The sequence below is a fragment of the Paenarthrobacter sp. 10L412 genome (assembly GCF_056395565.1).
On record NZ_JBFTJT010000015.1, the window covers coordinates 1 to 19,254 of the forward strand.

The 19,254-nt window shown below is 62.0% G+C and carries 13 protein-coding genes and 1 pseudogene; 6 read left to right on the forward strand and 8 right to left on the reverse strand.

The annotated features are described in order from the left end of the window. Both AC1DD7_RS19375 and lipB read right to left on the reverse strand, forming a co-directional pair. Positions 1-236, reverse strand: a pseudogene (locus AC1DD7_RS19375) (lipoyl synthase); the annotation flags it as partial. Then, positions 233-901, reverse strand: a complete 669-nt coding sequence (lipB, locus tag AC1DD7_RS19380) for a lipoyl(octanoyl) transferase LipB (protein ID WP_431119695.1) — start codon at positions 899-901, stop codon at positions 233-235. The gene lipB and the pseudogene AC1DD7_RS19375, both read right to left, overlap by 4 nt. A gap of 149 nt (positions 902-1,050) precedes the next feature. Here lipB and AC1DD7_RS19385 point away from each other — a divergent pair, with 149 nt between their 5' ends. Next, positions 1,051-2,688 carry a serine/threonine protein kinase gene (locus tag AC1DD7_RS19385; RefSeq protein ID WP_477516219.1) on the forward strand — a complete coding sequence of 546 codons (1,638 nt, stop codon included), beginning with the start codon at positions 1,051-1,053 and terminating at the stop codon, positions 2,686-2,688. A gap of 56 nt (positions 2,689-2,744) precedes the next feature. Here AC1DD7_RS19385 and AC1DD7_RS19390 read toward each other — a convergent pair whose 3' ends face one another. After that, positions 2,745-3,644, reverse strand: a complete 900-nt coding sequence (locus tag AC1DD7_RS19390) for a TIGR01777 family oxidoreductase (RefSeq protein WP_477516220.1) — start codon at positions 3,642-3,644, stop codon at positions 2,745-2,747. A 97-nt stretch (positions 3,645-3,741) separates the two neighbouring features. Here AC1DD7_RS19390 and AC1DD7_RS19395 point away from each other — a divergent pair, with 97 nt between their 5' ends. After that, complete coding sequence (locus AC1DD7_RS19395; protein ID WP_477516221.1) at positions 3,742-7,251, forward strand: S41 family peptidase; 3,510 nt, start codon at positions 3,742-3,744, stop codon at positions 7,249-7,251. 74 nt (positions 7,252-7,325) lie between these two features. Here AC1DD7_RS19395 and AC1DD7_RS19400 read toward each other — a convergent pair whose 3' ends face one another. From AC1DD7_RS19400 to AC1DD7_RS19420, 5 genes are all read right to left on the reverse strand, one after another. Further along, complete coding sequence (locus AC1DD7_RS19400) at positions 7,326-7,754, reverse strand: OsmC family protein (protein WP_026005506.1); 429 nt, start codon at positions 7,752-7,754, stop codon at positions 7,326-7,328. A 187-nt stretch (positions 7,755-7,941) separates the two neighbouring features. After that, positions 7,942-8,295 carry a hypothetical protein gene (locus AC1DD7_RS19405; protein WP_477516222.1) on the reverse strand — a complete coding sequence of 118 codons (354 nt, stop codon included), beginning with the start codon at positions 8,293-8,295 and terminating at the stop codon, positions 7,942-7,944. 182 nt (positions 8,296-8,477) lie between these two features. Further along, a complete protein-coding gene (sucB, locus tag AC1DD7_RS19410) occupies positions 8,478-10,235 on the reverse strand; it encodes a 2-oxoglutarate dehydrogenase, E2 component, dihydrolipoamide succinyltransferase (RefSeq protein ID WP_477516223.1) in 1,758 nt (585 codons plus the stop codon). Between the two features lie 114 nt (positions 10,236-10,349). Next, on the reverse strand, positions 10,350-11,732 hold the full coding sequence (gene lpdA, locus AC1DD7_RS19415) for a dihydrolipoyl dehydrogenase (RefSeq protein WP_431119701.1): 1,383 nt from the start codon (positions 11,730-11,732) through the stop codon (positions 10,350-10,352). 298 nt (positions 11,733-12,030) lie between these two features. After that, positions 12,031-13,554, reverse strand: a complete 1,524-nt coding sequence (locus AC1DD7_RS19420; protein WP_477516224.1) for a leucyl aminopeptidase — start codon at positions 13,552-13,554, stop codon at positions 12,031-12,033. A gap of 335 nt (positions 13,555-13,889) precedes the next feature. Between AC1DD7_RS19420 and AC1DD7_RS19425 the strand changes: the two genes are divergently transcribed. The 4 genes from AC1DD7_RS19425 (at position 13,890) to AC1DD7_RS19440 (ending at position 19,188) form a co-directional block, all read left to right on the forward strand. Then, positions 13,890-14,828 (forward strand): proteasome assembly chaperone family protein, encoded by a 939-nt coding sequence (locus AC1DD7_RS19425; RefSeq protein ID WP_216923036.1) that lies wholly within the window; start codon positions 13,890-13,892, stop codon positions 14,826-14,828. 35 nt (positions 14,829-14,863) lie between these two features. Continuing rightward, positions 14,864-16,225, forward strand: coding sequence for an MFS transporter (locus tag AC1DD7_RS19430; RefSeq protein WP_431119703.1), 1,362 nt, complete (start codon positions 14,864-14,866; stop codon positions 16,223-16,225). Between the two features lie 120 nt (positions 16,226-16,345). After that, positions 16,346-17,614 (forward strand): DUF4192 domain-containing protein, encoded by a 1,269-nt coding sequence (locus tag AC1DD7_RS19435; RefSeq protein ID WP_477516225.1) that lies wholly within the window; start codon positions 16,346-16,348, stop codon positions 17,612-17,614. Positions 17,615-17,868: 254 nt separating this feature from the next. Next, the gene (locus AC1DD7_RS19440; RefSeq protein ID WP_431119705.1) at positions 17,869-19,188 is read left to right on the forward strand and encodes an RNA polymerase sigma factor; all 1,320 of its coding nucleotides are present in this window, start codon (positions 17,869-17,871) and stop codon (positions 19,186-19,188) included. The last annotated feature ends 66 nt before the right edge of the window (positions 19,189-19,254 follow it).

Here is a 19,254-nt window from a genome sequence, read left to right on the forward strand (position 1 = left end):
GACCCGCCGATCAGGAACGTGGCTTCCTTGTCTTCCCAGCACTCGAAAATGTTCGGGCAACCGGCCTCTTCACAGACCGTGTGCAGGCCTTCCTTCTTCACCAGGTTCTTCAACCCGACGAACTCCGGCCCCATCTGGACCTTGGCCTTGATCCACTCGGGCTTGCGTTCAACCGGGACAGCCGAGTTACGCTGCTCAACGCGCAGCAACTTACGGCCTTCAGGTGCCAGGGTCACTGGAGTGCTCCTTCTGGGGTGGAAACGAGTGCTTCTTCATGCTTGCGGAACTCTTCCACGAAGCGGTCAACGATGTCTGCCGGGTTGATGGTCCGGCCAGTCTCCAGCGACATGGTGGTGACGCTGGCGTCAGTGATTCCGCACGCGATGATCTGCGCATACGGCGCGAGGTCGTTGCTGCAGTTGATGGCAACACCATGCATGGTGACACCGTCAAGGACGCGGATGCCGATTGCGGCAATCTTGCGGTCCGGTCCCTTGTCATCGGCGAGGATCCATACGCCTGCCCGGCCCTTCACCGTGACTGCCGGGATTCCGTAGTCCGTCATGACGGCGATCATGGTGGCTTCGAGCCGCTCCACATAGTCCCGGATTCCCGCGCGGTTCTTGAGCTTGAGGATCGGATAGGCGATGAGTTGTCCCGGGCCGTGCCACGTTAACTTCCCACCACGATCCACGGGGACCACGGGGGTGCCATCAAAGGGGCGTTCGTGGTCCTCGGTGAGCTTGCCTGCCGTGTAGACGGCGGAGTGCTCAAGGAGCAGGACGGTGCTGTTTTTCTCGCCGGCAACAACTTTGTTGTGGATCTCGCGCTGTAGGTCCCAGCCCTGCACGTAATCAACGAAATCCGGGGCAAGACCCAGTTCTGAAAACTCAAGAGTCATGGGTTCAAGCTTAGACCCAGCAGGTCACTCACCATGATTTTGTGGTGAACCTCTCAGTCGCATCCGTCGGCGTAGCTTTCTTGCCCAGCACCTGAGCCTGCCTGTGGATAACTTCTGCGGGAAATCCGATCATCCGGTAGACCTTGGATATGGAAACTACGGATGCTCCTGCCCCCTTGGTCCCGCACATTCCGGGGTACACGCCATTGCGCCCACTGGGTAGTGGTGGTTCGTCGACAGTCTGGCTTGCCAGCAGGGACAAAGACGGTGCCCGCTTCGCCATCAAGTGCCTCACGGGCGGGCCCGGCGAGGATTCCCGTGGCCCGGCGGGACCAGATTCCGAACGTGGCTTCCGTGAGGGGCGGATCCTGTCCGGGCTCCAGCATGAGCACCTCATACGACTTCACGACGTCGTGAAGCTGCACGGCGTGGGAGCGGGCAGCCTTGGGCTCGTCATGGACTTTGCCGCAGGAGGTTCCCTTGCAAATCTGGTGGGCGGCCGGCGCAAGCTTGGAGTCGGTGAAGCGGTGACGATTCTGACCCCTGTTGCACAGGTCTTGGCTTACCTGCATGCCCAGGGAACGGCCCACGGGGATATTTCCCCAGGCAACGTGCTGTTTACGGCACAGGGGAAGCCCCTGGTGACAGACCTTGGCGTGGCCGGCGTTGTGGGTGAGGAGAATCAAAGCCTCGACGTCGGCACTGACGGCTTCGTTGATACATCTGTTGCCGCCCGGGGCGGGCCCGATAATGGAGCCAGAGAAGCCCTGCAGCCGGAACGGGATGTCTATTCGCTGGCGGCGCTTGGCTGGTATTGCTTGACGGGCATGGCGCCGGAAACCGCCAAGCACCGCCCGCCACTGCCTCTCCTAGTCCCTGATGTCCCCAAAGGGCTCGCCGCTGCCCTTGAGGCGGGACTGGATCCTGATCCCCGGGCGCGTCCCACCGCCCGGGAGCTGGGAACAGCTATCTATCGCAGCGCCGCCGCACAGCCCGTGGATCTGGCTGGGTCCGTCCATTCCTCCGTCATTCCGGAGCTGCTCACGCGCCGGCAGGCCGGTGGACGACCTCAGCGGAGAAGTCCACTGAGCGGGAGTCCACTGACCGGGGCTGTGTTGCGGCTTCGGCCCTTGCGGACAGCAATGACTCCGCGTCCCGAACGTCGAACGCGAAAAAGGCTACCGCAGCGGAGAACGCAACCGCAGCGTGGGCGACGGTTAAGCATCCGGGTCGGCTTGCTGGTGGCTGCGGGAGTGTCGGTTGGTGCGGTTGGGTGGGCCTTCTGGCTGGGAATCCAAGAGCCCGCGACGGGTTCGACGTCCGTAATAGATACAGGGACAACGACCCAGGCAGCCGAAGCCACCCAGCCCATTCCGGACGCGCGTTTGGATGCGCTCCGCTCTGAGGATCCGACCATCGCCGTGCACGCGTTATCGGCCGTTCGCGACATCGCGCTGGGGCTGGATCGTCTTGAATTGCTTGCAAGCGTCAACGCAGCAGGATCACCTGCCCAAGCTGCAGATGAGACGTTGGGGCAGCAATTAAGAGCTGACGGTATCCACTTTGCCGGACTCACCACCAGCTTGAGCAATGTGTCGGTGCTGGGTCCACACGAGGTTGGTCGCGCCGTCGTTGCCCTGACCGCAACGACCTCCGGCTACGAGGAGCGCGACCGGTCGGATCGTTTGGTGAAGTCCCAGCCCGCCGGGGAGCCCCAGCAATTGCGCCTCGTCCTTGTCAGATTGGCAGGGCAGTGGAGCATCTCGGAAATTCTCGGTCCTGGTTAGCCGTACTGTCATGGGTCGTTCGTTGACATGGGGTGGGGTTTGAGATGCGGACCGGTTCAGCTGGAGGGCTTACTCGTCAGCCACTCCATGGCTTCATCGAGCCCAGGGTGTTGCCAGTGAAAACCAGCGGCGGCAAGCTTTGCTGGCTCCATTCTTTGGTTCGCCAGGACGAGTTCGTCAGCAAGCTGGCCAAGGACAAGCCGGAGGGCGGGCCGGGGAATGCGTACGAAGGCCGGGCGGTGGAACGCTTTCGCGAGCCGCCCGACGATGGTGTTGACGTCTGCGCTTTCCGGGGCGCATACATTGACCGCACCTTCCAGATCGGACTTGAGGAGGAAGGCAAGGGCCGCGGCTTCGTCGGCAAGGGTGATCCACGGCCAGAATTGTCGCCCGTTTCCGAAGGGCCCGCCAAGCCCAATCCTGAGCAGCGGAAGCAACGGTCCGAGCGCACCGCCGGAAGTACTCAGCACCACTCCGGTCCGGGGTGTCACTACCCTCACGCTGGATGGAGCGGTTCTGGCAGTTTGCTCCCACTCGACGCATAGCGAGCCCAGCACCCCCGCACCTGGGCCCGAGTCCTCGCGGAGCGGGCCTTGCCGGGAGGCGCCGTAGTAGCCCGACGCTGACTGGCTGACGAAGGACAACGCAGGCTGGCCAAGGCGACGCATGGCCGCAGTGAGTGTCCGGGTGGCCTGAAGGCGCGAGTCACGAATGACTGCAATTCTGCGCCTGGTCCAAGGCCGGTCGCCTATGCCGACGCCGGACAAGTTGACCACAGCGTCCGCGCCGTCCAGGACGGTCTCGTCCAAGACTCCCTTGGCTGGATCCCATGTCCTTTCGTCGTCAGCCTTTGCAGGCCGCCGCACCAGGCGGATGACATCGTCACCTGCACTTTTCAAGTGCTCGGACACTGCCGTCCCGATCATCCCTGAGGCTCCGGACATTACGATTCGCATGACTCATCTCATCACGACCCAAGCATGAGGCAGAAACAGCGTGCGAAGCGCGGGGCGGGTGCCTCTTGACACGGTGCCTCTTGACTATGATCGAACAATGACCTCCTCCAGCTACCTCCGTTTCCCGCATGTGCATGGCGAATTGGTCACGTTCGTGGCCGAAGACGACATCTGGATCGCCCCCGTCTCAGGTGGCCGGGCCTGGCGTGTTTCGTCCCAGCAAATGCCGGCAAGGAACCCACGCTTCACTCCCGATGGCAAGCGGCTCGTGTGGACTGCTGTTGTTGGTACCTCACCGGAGGTTGTCACCGCGGACGTCGATGGTGGCGGGTACAAGCAGCTGAGCTACTTTGGACACGCCACAACCCGGGTCAAGGGTTTCACGCCTGCTGGGAACGTCCTGGTGACCAGCGCGTTCCAGCAGTCCGAGAGCCGCCACACGTACGCCTATAGCCTCCCCCTGGAGGGAGGCGCCGCCGTCGAACTTCCGTTCGGACCGGTGGAGGGCGTTGCCTTCGGTCCCGAAATCGGTGACGAAAAGCCAGTGGTCCTGGCGAGCGTCCTTTCCCGTGAACCGGCTTGGTGGAAGCGTTACCGGGGCGGCACTGCCGGCAAGTTGTGGATCGATGCCGACGGCAATGGTGAGTTCGAGCGCTTGATCCCCGAAATTGAGGGCAACCTGACTGACCCGCTGTGGATCCAGGGGCGCATCGCTTTCCTTTCGGACCACGAAGGCTACGGAAACCTCTACTCCGTTCTTCCTGATGGGTCAGGACTGCGCCGCCACACGGACCATGAGGATTTCTATGTTCGGCACGCCAGCACGGATGGCCAGCGGGTTATCTTCGAATCTGCCGGTGAACTCTGGATCCTGCCCTCGCTCGATGCCGATGCTGAAGCTGTGAAGCTGGAGATCACGCTCGGTTCTGCGTCACCGGCGCGGCGTCCCGCCCCGCTGAAAGCATCTGCCCATTTGGGCGATGTATTTCCGAACGTTGCAGGAACAGCCAGCGCCGTGGAGTCACATGGCACTATCCACTGGCTCCGCCATAAGGACGGGCCATCGCGGGTGGTCGAGGCGACGCCGGGTGTCCGGGCCCGCCTTCCGCGTCCGTTGACGGATGGTCGGATCGCCTATGTGGCTGACCACGGGGGAGTGGAGGCTTTGTACGTCAAGCGCATCGCCGCACGCTTGTCCGGAGTTGTTGAGGTGCCGAAGGCCGCGGAACCCGCCGTCGTTTCCGGTGAAGCCGACGGACTCCCTAAGCCGGTCTCGGCCTCCAACGTCCTGGGGCACAATTCCTCAGCCAACCAGCCAGCCAACCAGTCCGTGAATATGGGCCAAGCGGCCGAGCCCTCGGATGAAGCCGCCCATGCGGACCCCTCACCAGACACCGTGGGGGGAACAGCGGTACCTGTCGCATCCACAGGAGAAGATCAAGCGGACGATCTCCGGCTGGACTTCCCTGCACCTACAAGGACGAGCGCACTGGAGGCCAGCCCCGATGGCCGTTGGCTGGCCATCGGCACGGCTTTTGGTGACGTTTTCGTAGCTGACACTGCCTCCGGGGCATTGACTCGTTTGGTCAGCATTGGCGAAGGCAGCGTGGATCAATTGTCGTGGTCCGCTGATTCGCAGTGGCTTGCCTGGTCTGAGCCGGTGACGTCCTTCGGTTCCCGCAGCAAACTTCGCCTGGCAAGGCCCTCGGCATCCGACGCCGGCATCATCGATGCCACCGACGGACGCTTCTGCGATGAATCACCCCGGTTCACCCCCGACGGGAAGTTCCTGGCGTTCCTGTCCAACAGGAGCTTCGATCCCGTCTATGACGGCCATTCGTTCGACCTCTCCTTCCCGAGTCCCATCAAGCCGTACCTGCTAGCCCTGGCCGCTGATACGCCGTCTCCTTTCGGTCCGTCCGTGGACACCCTTGAGGACGCACCGGCCACAACAGCAAAGCACGACGACGGCGACGCGCCAGTTGTGCGAGTGGACGCAGAAGGCCTTGCACACCGTGTCATTACGGTTCCCGTGCCACAGGGAAACTACTCCGGACTCGCTGCCGGTGACGGGGCGCTGCTGTGGCTTGATACTGAGCTATCCGGTGTCACCGGCGAAGGAAAGGGCACTCTGCAGGACAAGAAGACAGCCCCCTCCCTGGTGCGCTTTGACCTTGCCAAGCGCAAGGAAACCACCCTCGTCGCTGCTGTGGACAGCTACCGGTTGTCTGGCGATCGCAAGAGGGTTGTCTACGTCCTTGATAAGCAGATCATGTCAGTCCCGTCAGAAAGCAAAGTGGACGAGGAATCCGGGGAACTGGTCAAAGTGGACCTGAACAGGATCCGCGTGATCCTGGATCCCGTGGCTGCCTGGGGCCAGGCCTTTGATGAAGCATGGCGCTTGCAGAGGGACTTCTTCTGGGCTCCGGACATGGCTGGCCAGGACTGGGATTCCGTCTACAAACGCTACCGTCCGATCGTGGACCGCTTGGGGTCCCATGACGACCTCGTGGACCTGTTGTGGGAGATCCACGGCGAACTGGGAACATCGCATGCCTATGTGCGGCCCGCCGCTGTGACTGAACCTGGTCGTAACGGCCAAGGCAGGCTTGGCGCGGAGTTTCAGCTCGGCAGCAAAGGCTGGGAGATAACCAGAATCCTGGCCGGAGAGTCTTCCGATCCCCTCGCGACCTCGCCCTTAACGCGTCCCGGCGCGGATGCGAAGGTGGGTGACGTCCTCCTGGCGATTGACGGCGTCGAGCTTTCCGCTGCGCTGACGCCCGCCATGCAATTGGTGGGTGCAGCGGGGAGAACCGTTGAATTGACGCTCTTGAATGGACCAGGACATGGCGGAGCTGCGGGTGCCCAGCGGCGCGTTGCCGTTGTCCCCATCCGGGACGAGGAGCGGTTGCGCTACCAGGACTGGGTCCGGGCCAACCGGCGTACGGTGCGTGAGGCATCCGGCGAGAAGTTCGGCTACCTGCACATCCCGGACATGATGGCCAATGGTTGGGCACAGTTGCATCGTGACCTCGATACAGAAACCGCCTTGGACGGGTTGATCGTAGACGTACGGCGTAACCGTGGGGGCCACACCTCACAGCTCGTGGCCGAGCTCATTGGCCGGAAGGTCACTGGGTGGAGTATGCCGCGTGGCGAGAAGCCGCGGACTTACCCCCACCATGCTCCCCGCGGTCCAGTGATTATCCTGGCAGACGAATTTGCCGGATCAGATGGCGATATCATCACCCAAGTGTCCAAACTGAGGGGCATTGGCCCTGTCATCGGAGTACGGACATGGGGCGGCGTGGTGGGCATTGACAACCGCTTTGCGCTGGCCGACGGTACCGGGGTGACGCAGCCCCGCTACGCCACGTGGTTTGGCGGTGGGATCGGCTGGGATGTTGAAAACCGTGGGGTAGAGCCGGACATCGAGGTGCTCTTCCCGCCGCACGCCTATGCAGCAGGCAGCGATCCGCAACTCGAGTATGGCATTGGTGCCCTGAAGGAGATGATCCAGGAGCTACCCACTGACCGCCCGCCGTTGCGTGAAGGCTACCGACAGGTGCGGCCAGCACCTTTGCCCGCCCGTCCGCAAGAGGGCTAGCAACAGGTGAGCGCAGAAGAGCCCCGCCACTCTCCTGAGGGGAGTGGCGGGGCTCTTTTGCTTTGAAGATGGTATTACTGCGCGAGGGTGGCATCCAAGGTGATTTCGATGCTGGCCAGCGCGCCGGAAACGGGGCAGCCCGTCTTTGCGTCTTCGGAAATACGGCGGAAGTCCTCTTCGGACAGGCCCGGAACTTTCGCGGTCATGGTCAGGTGGCTGCCCGTGATGCCTGTGCCGGGAACGAAAGTAACGTCAGCCTTGGTCTGAACTTCTTCAGCCGTGAATCCCTCGCCGGCAAGAGCGTGGCTGAACGCCATGGAGAAGCATGCAGAGTGGGCTGCAGCGATCAACTCTTCCGGGCTGGTCTTGCCACCGGACTGCTCGGTGCGTGCCTTCCAGGTGACATCGAAGGTGCCCAGGCCTGAGCTATCCAGCGTCGTGTTTCCAGCGCCCTCGATCAGGTTGCCGTTCCAAACCGTGTGTGCGGTGCGTGTTGCTGCCATGTCCACTCCTTGGGGTCGTTTGTGCGTCGGCAACCAGCCATCGCCGGATGCCACCGGGATCAATCCTATGGATTTGCCGGCTGCGCTGCACTGTCATTCCGCTGTCAGTGGATTGTGACCCCTGGCTTGCCTTGAAGAAAGCAGCCTACCCGCCCGACAAAGGCGGATGGGCTGCTTCTGCGTACGTTCAGTTCCAGAGTGTTGCGATGGCGATGTTCACCAGAGCCAGTCCGCCAACGCCGTGAGCCACGCCGGTGGAGACCGGTTCGCCGTTCTTGACCTTGCGGGAGCCGATCACGGCCAGAACGGCAACAGCCACACCGATGGCGAACTTGATGCCGAGCTTGAAGTAGTTGGGATCGGCATCCGGCATCAGTGGCAGGAGGCCCATCATGGCAATGCCCGTGAGCAGCTGAAGGAATGCGCCATCCCGCTGGCGGGGGTGGACGGTAGGCGTCTTGATGGTGGCGATCCAGTAGCCCACAATCATGGCTGCGCCGACGATGTGCAAGAACACCAGGATGCTGAAGAGAATACTCATGGCCCCAGCTTATCCAGTTGGTTCTACGTCCCGTAGCAAAGCCACGCTTAGGCAGAGAAACAGCGCGGCGGACAAAACCGTGTGGAACAACGAAGCGGGGCAGGCTACCGGGTTCCCCGGAGCCTGCCCCGCCTGGTTGACCAGAGCGCCCTCCGTGAGGGGGTCTCTGCTAACGCTTGGGCTTAGAGACCAAGATCTGCTTCGAAGGCACCTTCCTCAAGGCGGGCCTTGAGGGTCTGGAGGAAGCGGCCAGCGTCCGCGCCGTCCACCAAACGGTGGTCGTACGTGAGGGACAGGTACATCATGGAGCGGATGGCAATCGAGTCGTCGCCATTTTCGTCGGCCACCACCACCGCGCGCTTGACGATTGCTCCCGTACCCAGGATGCCTACCTGCGGCTGGTTGATGATCGGGGTGTCGAACAGGGCGCCAACAGAACCGATGTTGGTGATGCTGAACGTACCGCCGGAGAGCTCATCCGGGCCGATCTTGCCATCGCGGGTGCGTCCTGCGACGTCGGCAATCTTACCGGCCAGACCTGCGAGGTTAAGGTTGCCGGCGTCGGAGATGACCGGCACCAGCAGGCCCTTGTCGGTGTCTACCGCAATGGCCAGGTGTTCGGCGTTGTGGTAGGTGATTTCCTGCTTGGACTCGTCGTAGGCAGCGTTCAGCTTGGGGTGCTGCTTCAGTGCTTCCGCCACAGCCTTGGCGATGAACGGGAGGAACGTCAGCTTCACGCCGTTCTGGGCCTGGAACGAGTTTTTGGCCTTGAGGCGGAGCTTGGCGATCTTGGTCATGTCGACCTCGTGCACCTGGGTCAGCTGCGTGGAGACTTCCAACGACTCGCGCATGCGGCGGGCGATGACCTGACGGATACGCGGAGCCTTTTCGGTGGTGCCGCGCAGGGAGGAGGCAACAACGGGTGCCGCAGCCTTGGCGGCAGGAGCTGCAGCAGGAGCCGCGGCTGGCGCTGCTGCGGCGGCTTGCTTGGCTTCGGCAGCGGCAAGGACATCCTGCTTGCGGATGCGGCCACCGACGCCGGTGCCGGACACGGATGCGATGTCCACGCCCTGCTGGTTTGCCAGCTTGCGCACCAGGGGAGTGACGTAGCCCGACTCGGAGGACGACCCGGCTTCTGCAGGTGCAGCAGCAGCGGGTGCGGGGGCAGCAGCCGGAGCCGGTGCAGCAGCCGGAGCCGGAGCCGGTGCAGCAGCGGGTGCGGGGGCAGCAGCCGGAGCCGGTGCAGCAGCAGGTGCCGGAGCGGGAGCCGGTGCAGCGGCAGGAGCCGCGGGTGCCGGAGCCGCAGCGGGGGCGGCCGCGCCGGAGCCGATGACAGCCAGAACCGATCCAACTTCGGCGGTTTCGTCTTCGTTGACGCGGATTTCCTGCAAGGTGCCTGCAACCGGGGAAGGAATCTCGGTATCGACCTTGTCAGTGGAAACCTCAAGAAGCGGCTCATCCACCTCTACGGTGTCGCCAATAGCCTTGAGCCAGCGGGTGACGGTGCCTTCGGTAACGCTCTCGCCCAAGGCGGGGAGGGTTACTTCGTGGCCTTCGCCACCGGAGGCGGCAGGAGCTTCAGCCTGGGTTTCCTCAGCAGCCGGGGCAGCGGGAGCCTCTTCGGCGGGCGCAGCCTGCTCGGCAGCGGCGGGTGCTTCCTGGGCGGCGGGTGCTTCCTCAGCAGCCGGTGCGGCGGAGCCGGAGCCGTCGCCAATGCGTACCAGGGGGGCGCCAACCTCTGCAGTCTCGTCTTCAGCGACGAGGATTTCTTCGATGACGCCTGCGATCGGAGAAGGGATTTCGGTGTCTACTTTGTCGGTGGAAACCTCGAGCAACGGCTCGTCGATCTCTACCCGGTCACCAACCTGCTTGAGCCAGCGGGTGACGGTTCCTTCGGTGACACTCTCACCGAGGGCGGGCAAGTTAACGGATTCAGACATGTCGTCCCCGTTCTCCTTATTGATCTTTTGTGCGGATGAATTCTGCTGGTCCGGACAGGGTGCATGCGGCAGATTCCGCCGCATGCACCCTCTCCGTTTGTCTTGGGTAAAGACTTAGCCGTGGAGCGGCTTGCCCGCGAGGGCGAGGTGGGCTTCGCCCAGGCTTTCGTTCTGGGTGGGGTGGGCGTGGACCAGCTGGGCCACGTCCTCGGGGTAGGCTTCCCAGTTCACGATGAGCTGGGCTTCACCGATCTGCTCACCCATGCGGGAGCCGATCATGTGGATGCCAACGACGGGGCCATCCTTTTGGCGAACGAGCTTGACGAGGCCACCGGTACCAAGGATGGAACTCTTGCCGTTGCCGGCCAGGTTGTATTCCTGGGTCTGCACTTGGTCGTCGCCGAACTTCTCCTTGGCGGCCTTTTCGGTGTAGCCGACCGTGGCGATTTCAGGCTCGCAGTACGTGACCTTGGGGATGTTGATGTCTTCGACGATCGCGGGGTTCAGGCCGGCGATTTCCTCGGCAACGAAAATACCCTGCTGGTAGCCACGGTGTGCGAGCTGGACGCCGGGTACGATGTCGCCGACTGCATAGATGTTGCCTACGCCCGTGTGGAGGCGCTCGTTGGTAATGACAAAGCCGCGGTCGATGGTCAGACCGGCTTCTTCGTAACCAAGGTTCGCGGTCACGGGACCACGGCCGACTGCAACGAGCAGGAGTTCGGCTTCGAACGTCTGGCCGTCCACAAGGGTGACCTTGACGCCGTCGTCGTTCTGTTCCACGCCCTGGAAGAAGATGCCGGTGGTGAACTTGATGCCGCGCTTCTTGAAGGCGCGTTCCAGGTTCTTGACGATGGCGGCATCCTCGTTGGGAACCAGGGAGGGCAGGCCTTCGATGATGGTGACGTCCACGCCGAAGGACTTCCAAACGGAAGCGAATTCGACGCCGATGACTCCGCCGCCCAGGACGATTGCACTCTTGGGAATGTAGTCCATGGTGAGGGCCTGGTCAGACGTAATGACCCTGCCGCCGATTTCCAGGCCCGGGAGGGAGCGCGAGTACGAACCGGTTGCCAGGACAATGTTCTTGCCCGTGTACGCGGTGCCGTTCACGACGATGGTGTTATTGCCCTGGAGCTTGCCTTCACCCTCGATGACGGTGATGCCCTTGGACTTGATGAGTCCCTGGAGGCCCTTGAACTTGCCGGCAATAATGCCGTCCTTGTACGCGTTGACGGCCGACATGTCGATGCCGTCGAGCGTGACGTTCACGCCGTACTTGGCGGAATCACGTGCGTGATCGGCCAGTTCAGCCGAGTGCAGGAGTGCCTTGGTGGGGATACAGCCGTTGTGCAGGCAGGTTCCACCGAGTTTTGCCTTTTCCACAAGGCCAACGGTGAACCCAAGCTGTACGGCCCGCAAAGCTGTGGCGTAGCCGCCGCTGCCGCCACCGAGTACCAGGATGTCGAATTCTTGCGCAGTTGCCTGATCGGCCACTAAAACGCTCCCTCGCGTGAATGATGACACGGGACTGGTGTCATCGGGTCTTTGGAACTTGTTCTGCCGTGATTATGCCAGCACCTAAGTTCTCTTGCATTTGTGACTATCGAGTTCACCTTAGCGAACCACCTACCCATGCTCCACCCTCTACGGGCGTTTGTGGAGCGCTTGTGTCCAGACTCACGTTCACTTGTGACACAGCGCTACACACCGCATAATTCCGGGGTTGTGCGGGTAGCGCGGACCCATCCGCCCTACCCGCACTGCCCGTTTTAACCACAGTGGAGTGGGTTGCTTACGCGGAGGCTGCCAGCAGATCCTCTGCGTAGGCCACCAAGGTACGGACTGTGCATCCGGTTCCTTGCTTCGGGGTGTAGCCGTAGGGGCTGCCGTTGTTGAACGATGGGCCGGCAATATCGACGTGGGCCCAGGGGATCTGCTGGCCGTCGCCGTTCTGGCCCACGAATTCACGCAGGAAGACGGCGGCTGTCATCATTCCGCCGTTACGTTCGCCGATGTTGGCAAGGTCCGCCACCTGGGAGTCCAAGCTGGGGCGCAGTTCCTCGGGCAGCGGCATTGGCCAGACAAGCTCGCCTGCCCTGTCAGCGGCGGACTTCAATGCTGCTGTCACCGAATCGGAACCCATCACTCCTGCCGTGCGCAATCCGAGCGCGATGAGCTGGGCACCTGTGAGTGTTGCGACGTCGATGATTGCGTCCGGCTTTTCCAAGCTGGCGGCCACCAGGCCATCGGCCATGACCAGACGGCCCTCGGCATCGGTATTCAGGACTTCGACTGTCTTTCCGCCATAGACAGTAAGGACGTCAGCGGGCCGCTGGGCAGCGCCGGACGGCATGTTCTCTGCAATGCAAAGCCAAGCGGTCGCCTTGATGGGCAGGCCGAGCGAGGCGATGGCAAGGACTGTATTAAGAACGACGGCGGCGCCCGCCATATCGCTCTTCATGTCACCCATGCCGAGGGCGGGCTTAATGGAGATACCGCCGGTGTCGAAGGTAATGCCTTTGCCAACGAGCGCGATCTTCCGGGTGGCCTTCGCCGGAGCGTATTCGACCTTGACCAGGCGTGGCTGACGGGTTGAACCCTTGCCAACGCCGAGGATGCCGCCGAAGCCTTCCTTTTCCAGGCGCTTTTCGTCCCAGACCGTCACCTTTACGGGAAGACCCTTTGCGAGTTCCTTGGCAGATTCGGCGAATGACTCGGGGTACAAGTGGCTGGGCGGCTGGTTCACGAGCGTACGCGTTGCGTTGACGGCCCTGCCCAGTACTGTTGCCCGGTCAAGTGCAGGCTGGGCAGCTTTGGCGTCAACGCCGGTGAAGATCAGAACCTTGGCAACCGGGTCCTTGAGCCCGTCCTTGCTGGAACGGTGTTCAGTGTAGGAATAGGCGCCCATGGCGGCACCTTCGGCGACTGCGGCGACGTCGGTGACGGACGCCGTCGGGAACGCCAAGGTCACTGAGGGGATTCCGGCAAGTTGCCTGACCGCGGAACCGGCCGCCCGGCGCAGCGCTTCTTCAGGGATGGTGCCGTCCTCGGACAATTTGCCCACGCCTGCCAGGACCAGGATTCCTGAGCCGGTCTCCGGCAAACCCGGAAGGCGGTGCGCCTGGTCGGGGGCACCCGAGATTCCGAGGAGCTTCAGTGATCCCTCCACGGATTCGGCGGCCTTGGCACTCAACGGGTTCTCCAGCAGCACTGGTCCGTCCGAGCCCTGGGCAACTCCAATCACAAGTGCGTCGCTGGGTGACTTTTTCAGGTCCTTGGCGATGACGCCGAGGATGATGTCAGTAGTCTTGACCACGAGGATGTTTCCTCACTTCTCTCTGCATTGCATGGCGGGGCCGCATGTTTGGCGGGCCTGCCCCCGGTACGCGCCCGACGTCCTGTTCCGACGACGGCCTTGGTCTTCAGGTCCAGCGTCGCAAAAGGACGTCGGCCCGTTTCGATCGTAGTCTCTCGCAGGCTACTGACAGCAATTAAATGAGAGCTGCGGCACACCAAGGGCAGGAATGCCTACTGGACGTGCAGCGTTGTACAAGGAGACACAGAGTCCCCACACCACATTCATGGAGTCAGCGACGCCATGACCAGTGGTGCATGGGACACGGAACTTTGCCACTGCGAAAGGAACATGCCGTGTTTGAACGGATATCCGGCTCCCTCCTGGACCCCGAGGCGCTCTATGCGAGCAACATCGAGATTTTCCACAGCCCGGAACTGCGGGGGCTGAATATGGTCATGGGTTTCACGGGTTTTGCCGATGCCGGTCATGTGGTCAGGCAGATCAACGCGGAACTCCTGGACCAACTCGACGCTGAGGTCGTAGCCATGTTCGACGCCGACCAGCTCATCGACTACCGCTCGCGGCGTCCCCACATCAGCTTCGTCGAAGACCATTTGCAGGACTATCAGGCACCCAAGCTGGCGCTCTACAAGCTCACGGACGGCCTGGGCCAGCCGTTCCTGCTGCTCGCCGGCTTCGAACCCGACTTGCAGTGGGAGCGATTCTCCCGTGCAGTCGTGGGAATCGTGGAGAAGCTCGACGTCAACCTGGTGACCTGGATTCACTCCATTCCCATGCCCGTACCGCATACGCGGCCAGTGGGAGTGACCGTTCACGGCAACCGGCCCGAACTCATCGAAGGCATCTCGAGTTGGAAGCCAACGGTGGAAGTTCCCGCCGCCATTGGCCACATCCTTGAACTCCGGCTCACCGAGGCCGAACGCCATGTTGCTGGCTACGTCATTCATGTGCCCCACTATCTGGCCGAGGCCGAATATCCTCCAGCGGCCGTGGCAGGGCTGGAGTACCTCGGAGCGGCCACATCCCTGATGCTTCCCACTGACCGGCTCCGGGAAGCCGGCCGGGAAGTAGGCCGCCAGATTGCCGAACAGATTGAAGCCTCGGAGGAAGTGCAGGCTGTAGTCGCCAACTTGGAGGCCCGGTACGACGAGAAATCCGAGGGAATCGTCCGGCGTTCGTTGCTCGCCGATGAGAACGACGAACTGCCCAACGCCGAGGACATCGGAGCGGCTGTGGAGGCGTACCTGGCGCGTAAAGACTCGCCTCAATAAATCAGCTTTGAACCCTAGACGGGCATAATTGAGGAGTGACTGCTCCCCGCGCCTGGCTCATCTGGACGATCGGCGTCTTTGCCTACCTGGTGGCCGTAGCACAGCGAACCTCCTTTGGTGTCGCGGGTTTGGAAGCAACAGAACGCTTCCATGCCAGTGCTTCGGCCATCTCCTTTTTTACCGTATTGCAGTTGCTTGTCTACGCCGGCTTACAAATTCCGGTAGGCGTCCTGGTGGACAGGTTCGGATCGCGGGTCATGATTGCCGGCGGTGCCATCCTGATGGGACTGGGGCAGTTGCAGCTCGCCTTCGCCGATAGCATCCCTGGAGGGGTTTTGGGGCGCGTCCTGGTGGGAGCCGGTGACGCCATGACATTCATCTCCGTCATCCGGCTCGTTCCCTTGTGGTTCAGCCCGGCCAGGGTCCCCGTTGTTACGCAGCTGACCGGGATGTGCGGGCAGTTGGGCCAGCTCTTCAGCGTGGTGCCTTTCGCCTTGCTTCTTCACTCTGCCGGCTGGACGCCCGCGTTCATGTCACTCGCGGCGATGTCCGTGCTGGCTGTCGTCCTGGTCCTCGTGCTGTTGCGGGACCAGCCTCCCGGGCATCCGCCTCGGGAAACGGGGCAGGGCCTTCGGGCTACCGGAGTCTCCCTGTCACGTGCTTGGAAGCAGCCAGGCACCCGACTTGGCTTGTGGAGCCATTTCACCGTCCAGTTCAGTGGCAACCTCTTTGCGATGACGTGGGGTTATCCGTTCCTCCTCTCTGCCCAGGGACTTGATGCGGGGACGGTTTCAGCTTTGATGGCCTTGTTCGTGGCAACCGCCATCGTCTCGGGGCCTGGATTTGGACGGTTCGTCTCCAAACACCCCATGCGCCGCTCGGCCATGGTCCTGCTGATCACTGCGTCCACTGCGCTGGCTTGGGCAGCGGTGCTGATCCTTCCGGACCGCGCGCCACTGTGGCTCCTCGTGATCCTGGTGGTGGTGTTGGCAGTTGGCGGCCCGGGCTCCATGATTGGCTTCGACTTCGCGCGGACGTTCAATCCTTCCCACCGTATTGGTACCGCGACAGGGATCGTCAACGTGGGCGGGTTCATCGCTGCCTTGGTGGCGATCTACCTCATTGGCCTGGTCCTGGACGTCCTGAATGCGAGCGGATTCTCAGGCGGGGATTTGTACGGCCTTGATCCGTTCCGTGTAGCCCTCAGCGTCCAGTTTGTCCTGCTGGGCATCGGGACGGTCCTTATTATGCTGACCCGGCGGAAGGTGAGGTTGCAGATGGCCGAGCAGGGCGTCCACGTGCCTCCGTTGGCTGCAACCTTGGCCCGGCAGCGCCGCGAAAGGATCGAGCGCCGGCGTGCGGCACGTGCACAGTCCGATGAAGGCAACAAGGGATAACTGCAGGCACCATCCTCCTGTAAGGGGCAGTTTCGGTGGTTTGCCCATATGTGGCCACCTTTATCCACATAGGCGTGATGGTCCCTGTTTTCAACCATTGGTGTTGCCCAAGCTTGAAGCATGACCACCAAAGAGACGCTGAGCATTCATCAACCAGAAGACATCCTGGGCTACATCCCGCATTTGTTGGGCTATTGGCCCGAGGACAGCCTTGTGGCCATCACGATGCAGGGGAAATTGCTTGGAGCCGCTCTCCGCGTCGACCTGCCTGCCCGGGCTTCGCGCCGTGTGCTTGCTGATTTTGCGGAGCATGTACGTCATTACTTGGCGGCGGACACCCTTGCCGACGGCGTGGTGCTTGCCCTTTACACCGACGACGGTTGGGACGACGGCATGGTTGTCACCAGGACACTCCCACTGCTGGCTGAACTTCAAGAAACACTTGGCCACGCTGATTTGCCTGTCCGGGATGGGTGGTTGGTTGGTCCTGAGTATTGGCGCGGCGCGTTCTGCGCCGACCAGGAGTGCTGCCCGGCACCGGGCCTGCCGATAGAACGAATCCGGAACAGCCGGCTCAGCGCAGAGATGGTCTATCGAGGCAGCACCATCGGAGCTTCTCCAAGGAACAAGCAAAATCCACCCGTTCCGGAATGTCGTGGTGCCCTCGATCCCGCCGTGTCAGAGGCCGAATCAGATTTTGCAAAGCGGATGCGAACGTCATGGCGCAGTGGGAGGTGCTTTGATGCCGTGCTGGAGGTGTGGCGGAAGGTGCTGGACGACGCCCGGATCCGTCCCGACAGTGAAACGGTGGATGTGCTGACCCCGCAACTCGCGGGTTTCCTCAGGTCGACCCTCGGTGTTCCTGCATGGCGGGACGCTGTCATGATCATGGCAGCAGCTGGAACCGGCTCCGCGAAGGCAGGGGCAGCAGCGTTCGGATTGTGCAGTGGCGACGACGACTTTGGGGCACTTCCCTTCGACGCCGGAGAGCTGGCACTGCCGCCGACTGGCACCCACCAAGGGGCTGGCACTGCCCTTGAAGAAGATGGGATACTCAGCGTCTTTACCTACGCAGACATCCTTCTAGGCGTTGAACCAGCTATTCCTGACTGGAGCCAGCTTGATGCCTTGCAGCGCGTCCTGTCGCACCTGTGCGTCCAAGGAGAAATGGGGGAAGTTGCTGCTGCTGCATTGACCTTGCAAGGCTGGATTGCCTGGTGCAAGGGGAGTGGGTCCTCTGCACACGCCTGCCTTATGCGCGCCAATTCGGCCAGCCCCGGCTACAGGCTCGCCGAATTGCTGGACGAGATTCTGGGGCAGGGAAGCATCTGCGCCTGGGCAAGTCGTCCCGAGTCCGCATGGGGAACCTACAAAGGATCCCTTCGGTAGCCATTAGTAGCCTTTACGCTTCATCAAGCGTGGGATTCATAAAACCGTGAGACAATGGATGCCGAGACCCGGTTGGGTCCGCGTTTGAATGCCCGCAATGAGCCCGGAATCCGGGAACATTACGGTGTCGTTGGCAGTTGTACATAGTGACTCTGCAGACGGCGATCGCATTTGAAATTGATCGCGGACTTGACAGGGTCATAGTGGTGTTGCCCGCATGGTGATTCCACAGACCGCCGCTAGAAAGGTTTTCTGTGACCCCGTCTTCCGTCGAGAAGGAACCCGCCGCCCAGGCCGAACTGTCCGCTGAGGAAAACAAGGCGGCCACTTCGGCAAAGCGTGCGGCGACACGTGTTGCCACCAAGGCCTCAGAGGACACCTCTGACAAGCCGGCACCAAAGAAGCGTGGACCCAAGCCCGGCGCCAAGGCCGCGGCCGAAGCCGCGAACAAGTCTTCGGACTCCGAGGCCGACACCGAAGAAGTGGCTGTCGAGGACGAAGATTTCGATCCCGCAGCAGCTGAGGAAGTTGAAGTCGGAGACGACGATGTCGAGGACGGCGCCGCAACCGGCAAAGACAAGGCAGCGCCCTCCGGATCCGGATTCGTCTACTCGGACGCCGATGACGACGACGCCCCTGTCCAGCAGGTCATGTCGGCCGGTGCCACGGCTGACCCCGTCAAGGACTACCTGAAGCAAATCGGTAAGGTCGCCTTGCTGAACGCTGAACAGGAAGTCGATCTGGCGCTTCGCATCGAAGCCGGCCTGTTTGCCGAAGAAAAGATCAACGCTGACGACGGTTCCATGGACCCGAAGCTCAAGCGTGAACTTGAATTCGTTATCCACGATGGCAAGCGGGCCAAGAACCACCTGCTCGAAGCCAACCTTCGCCTCGTTGTTTCCTTGGCCAAGCGCTACACAGGCCGTGGCATGCTCTTCCTGGACCTCATCCAGGAAGGCAACCTGGGCCTCATCCGCGCCGTGGAGAAGTTCGACTACACCAAGGGCTTCAAATTCTCCACGTATGCAACGTGGTGGATCCGCCAGGCCATTACGCGTGCCATGGCTGACCAGGCCCGCACCATCCGCATCCCGGTGCACATGGTGGAAGTCATCAACAAGCTCGCCCGTGTCCAGCGGCAGATGCTTCAGGACCTGGGCCGTGAACCCACGCCTGAAGAATTGGCGCTGGAACTCGACATGACGCCTGAGAAGGTCGTGGAGGTCCAGAAGTACGGCCGTGAACCGATTTCGCTCCACACTCCGCTGGGTGAAGATGGCGACTCCGAGTTCGGTGACCTCATCGAGGATTCTGAAGCTGTTGTTCCGGCTGATGCCGTGAGCTTTACGCTCCTCCAGGAGCAGCTGCACTCGGTTCTGGACACACTGTCCGAGCGCGAGGCCGGAGTCGTAGCAATGCGCTTTGGCTTGACCGATGGCCAGCCTAAGACTTTAGACGAAATCGGCAAGGTCTACGGCGTTACGCGTGAACGCATCCGCCAGATCGAATCCAAGACCATGTCCAAGCTGCGGCACCCGTCCCGCTCGCAGGTCCTGCGGGATTACCTGGACTAAAGAAGGACTATCTGGACTAAAGAGTCCACAGTCAAACCGTAACGGCCCGGTCGGAGTATCCGATCG